The organism is Terriglobia bacterium (genome assembly GCA_020073205.1).
Taxonomy (GTDB): domain Bacteria; phylum Acidobacteriota; class Polarisedimenticolia; order Polarisedimenticolales; family JAIQFR01; genus JAIQFR01.
Genome location: JAIQFR010000185.1, coordinates 1 through 4,181, shown reverse-complemented (window position 1 = coordinate 4,181; position 4,181 = coordinate 1). Strand labels below are relative to the sequence as shown.

Annotated in this window: 3 protein-coding genes; all 3 read right to left on the bottom strand. The window is 73.7% G+C overall.

The genetic code is table 11. The annotated features are described in order from the left end of the window. Positions 1-521 (bottom strand): VWA domain-containing protein (locus tag LAO51_20090; GenBank protein ID MBZ5641047.1); only part of this gene is annotated, 521 nt, incomplete at its 3' end. Positions 522-1,318: 797 nt separating this feature from the next. After that, positions 1,319-2,236, bottom strand: a complete 918-nt coding sequence (locus LAO51_20085; protein ID MBZ5641046.1) for a MoxR family ATPase — start codon at positions 2,234-2,236, stop codon at positions 1,319-1,321. 45 nt (positions 2,237-2,281) lie between these two features. Beyond that, entirely contained in the window at positions 2,282-3,910 is a 1,629-nt protein-coding gene (locus LAO51_20080; GenBank protein ID MBZ5641045.1) for a tetratricopeptide repeat protein, read from the bottom strand. Positions 3,911-4,181: the final 271 nt, after the last annotated feature.

Genomic DNA, 4,181 nt, shown 5'->3' with positions numbered 1-4,181 from the left:
AGATCGCGCGCCTCGACGACCGCGTCCGCGTGCGGGAGGTAGTCCGCGAGGGCCGAGTCCGCGGTGCCCCACCGGCTCCGGGGCTCGGGAACGAGCCACAGCACCGCCCTCGCGCGGCGGGAGATCTCCTCGACGGCCCAGGGCAGCGGGTCGAAGCGGTTCGTCCGCGCGTCGCCGAGCACGACCAGCACGCTGTCGCGCCCGCCGGGGCGGAGATGCGAATGGAGGAGCGCGTGGAACGCTCGGCCGTAATCGCTGGGCGCCTCGAGGTTCAGCCCGGGCAACGATTCGATGAGATCCGCGAACGAGAGGCCGCCGCGCTCGATCCCCTCGCCGCGTCGCCGCCCCCTGAGCGCGGGCCTCGGGGCGTGCGGCGCGACCCCGAGGACGCCGGAATCCAAAGGAGCTGGACGCCGCCCTCTTCTCGCCCACGCGGCCACCGCTCGCGTCGCGTCCACCGGCCGGTCCACGAACGCCAGGATCCGGGCGTCGCGCCCGGTCTTCACGAACTCCGTGGCGATCGCGAGGAAGTAGCCCGCGGCACGGGCGGTGGAGTAGGAGACGTCGACCAGCAGGACCACCCGGGGCCGGCGCGGGCGCCGGCGCCGAAACGGCAGCACGAACGGGACGCCGCCGCTCGAGAGGTTCTCACGGAACAGGCGCCTCGGGAAGAGGGCGCCGCGCTTCGCCTTCCTGAGGCGCCTCCCGGTCCGGAGCCGGATCTCTCGGACGAGCCTGGGCAGCTCCCGTGCGAGGCGCCGCTCCTCGTCGCTGGTCATCGGCCGGGTCAGGTCCCGCATCACGGGATCCCGCTCCACGGCACCCCGGGTCCTGGCCCCGGTCTCGCGCTCGGCGCTGACGCGCCTCAGGCGGCCCTCCCGTCGCGAGTCCCCCTCCCGAAGACGCTGGATCGACCGGCGGACGCGCTCCCGCCGCTCCTCCTGTTCCGCGGCCTTCCCCTCCCTCTCGCGTTCCCGCCGGAACGGCGTGCCGCGCCTCGGCTCCTCCCGGGGACGGGGACGCGTCGATGCTCCCCGCTCCCCGACGCTCGCGGCGCCGGGGACTCCGCCCCTGCCGGCCCTCTCGCCGCGCCGCCCGCTCCCCCGGGCGGGCGCCGCGAAGAAGCGGTCGAACAGCCGGTCGAATCTCTCGAGGTGCGCGCGCCCCTTGGCGAGGGTCGAGCGGAGGGCCGCGCGAAAGCGGGCCCGATCCTCGAGGCCGACGGCGTCGACCGCCCGGACGGCATCCAGCAACTCCGCCGGAGAGACGGGCAACCCCTCCTCGCGGAGCGCATCGACGAATCGCGCCACCGCCGGGATCATGGTCGGAAGCGTGAGGGGTCGAGGAGCACCCGCTCCACGTCCTCGCGGTTCTTCAGGAGGACGCCGAGGGTGCGGCGCAGGACGCTCGCGGACAAGCCGTCGGCGCCGACCGCGACCAGGGCCAGGGCCCAGTCCACGACCTCGGCGATCGCGGGCGCCTTCTTGAGGTCGGCCTTTCGGAGCGACTGGGCGAAGCGCACGAGGCGCTCGGTGAGCGCCACGGAGAGGCCGGGCACCCGACTCTCCACGATCCGGATCTCGTCCTCGAAGGACGGGTAGTCCACGTAGAGGTAGAGGCATCTCCGCCTCAGAGCGTCGGACAGGTCCCGGGTATCGTTGCTGGTCAGCACGACGCGCGGACGGTGGCGCGCGTGAATCGTCCCCAGCTCCGGTATCGAGACCTGGTAGTCCGACAGCACCTCGAGGAGGAACGCCTCGAACTCCTCGTCCGAGCGATCCACCTCGTCCACCAGCAGGACCACCGGCCGCTCCGAGGTGATCGCGGCGAGGAGCGGCCGGGGAAGCAGGAAGTCCCTCGAGAAGAACCCGTCCGCCTCGTCGCGGAGCATCGCCATCGCCGAGCGGAGGTCCGCGGCGCCGGAGAGGATCTCGCCCGTCTTGTCGCGGAGCAGCTGCGCGTAGAGCATCTGCTTCCCGTACGACCACTCGTAGAGCGCCTTGGCCTCGTCGAGCCCCTCGTAGCACTGGAGCCGCGTCAGGTCGCTCCCGTGGAAGTCCGCCCAGAGCTTGGCGATCTCGGTCTTCCCGACCCCCGGCGGACCTTCGAGGAGGAGAGGCTTGCCGAGCGTCTCGGCGAGGAACAGCGTCGTCGCGACCTCGCCGGTGCAGATGAACCCGCGCGCCTGGAACGCCGCCTCGATGGCCTCGGGGGTGGTTTCTCGGGGCGTCGTCATCGCGCGCAGTATAGCGCGGCTCCGCGCTCGCCCGTCCCGAGGGGGTCAGGGACGGGCGGAGACGCGGACGAGCGGGACGCCGCGGCGCGTGAGGGCGGCCGCGAGCTCGCGCGTCGGCGGATCGGGCGAGGGCCGGAGCTCCATCGCGACCTCGAGGTGGGCGGCGGCCTCGTCGTAGCGCCCGAGCCGGTAGAGAAGGGCGGCGAGGCTGCTGCGGGCACGGCCGAGGCACGGCTGGCGATCCACCGCGAACTCGAGCTGCGGCATCGCTTCGTCGGCCCGTCCCGCGATCGCGTACGCCGTCCCCAGCGCGAGGGCGCAGCTCGCGCGATCCGGAAGGAGCCTGCGCGCCGTCTCGAGCTCCCGCGTCGCCTCGTCGATCCGCCCGCGGCTCGTCAGCAGCGCGCCGAGCTCGAAGTGGCTGTCGCCGTCGTCGGGCGCCGCCCGGAGCGCGGCGCGGAACGCCGCGATCGCCTCGTCGTCGCGCGCGAGCCGCATGAGGCAGTCCGCCTCGCGGCGTCGGGCATACGCCGCGAAGGGGCTCGAGGGAGCGTGCCGGAGGTAGCGCCGGTACCCCGCGACGCCGTCCGCGTAGCGGCGGCCGGTCCAGCACCGATCGGCGCGGTACAGCTCGTCGTGAGCAAGCACGGGATCGAGGGCGACCGCTCGCGCCCGGGCCTCCGCGGCCTCTGCGTCGCGCCCGATCACGCCGAGCGCGGTGGCCAGGGAGTACCAGAGCGTGGGATCCTCGCCGTCCTGCCCCACCAGGCGGCGCAGGATCGTGGCCGCGCGATCGCCGCGTCCCGAGGCCAGCTCCTCCTCCGCGGCGCGGCGCTCGCCTTCCGCGCCCGTCGCCGTCCGTCCGGGCGCGACCAGCATGCGTTGCAGAGCGCGCCCGAGCCACCGGCACTCCGGCGGAAGAAAGCCCCCCAGGGTCGAAAGGGAGAGCGTGGCGAAATCCGCGCGCAGCCCGCGAAACGCGAGCGCCTCGAGCACCGCTTCGGGGCCGATCCGCGGGGTCTCCGAGGTCTCGGAGGTCAGCGCGGACCGGGTCACGAAGTAGTCGAGGTCCATGTCGAGGAGCACCGGCTCCCGGATGGCTTCGAGGTCCCGCAGCTCGCAGACGGTGACCGGGAGTCCGAGGAGGACCCCGTGGATCACCCGGCCGTCCACGCTCAACGAGCGGGCCTCCTCCACGGTCACCATCTGGATCTTCGTCAACAGCGTCTCGCGCGTCAGCTCGATCGCCGCGTCACGGTTCGGGAGCGTCCCATCCGGGACCACCCAGACGAGGTGCCTCACCATCCCCAGGCGCGCCGCGGGGTAAATCCAGTTCCCGACCCCGTAGCCGCGGAGCGTCTTGCCGTCCGTCGCGTAGGGATGCCGCTCGAGGCCCGACAGCTCGTCCGGGCTCGCGGCGGCGATGCGCGCGATCGTCTCGTCGGGGAGCCAGTCGAGATCCGCGTGGCCGTCGAGGTGGACGAGGATCCGGTTCCGGACCCCGGCGCGACGCCACAGGAGAAGCGCGGAGGAGTGGTTCTCGATCAGGTGCACCGCCGGGACGGGGTCGCGCCCGACCCGGGGTGCCCGGCCTTCGGCGCGGCCGTTGACGCGTCCGCCCGTCGTGCACGCGGCGAGCCCCGCCGCCGCGAGCGCCATTCCGCCGACGAGCACGCGCGACCCGCGACACGTCCACCGCGCGGCGGATCGCCGTGAGGTCGTCCCGTCTCGAGGACCCGGAGATTTCTCGATGTGGATCATCGCCTCGACCGCGATCGAATATACCGGCGGGGGCCGGGGCACGCCACGGGCGGGGCGGAGGCCCATCGCCGTCCCCCGGCGCGACGCCCGGCGAGGGGTCAGTCCAAGCCCTCGCGGAACGGGTCGCGGAGCCCGGCGAGCCCGGGAGGCGGGTGGATCCCTTTCGAGAGGATCAGCACCTTGA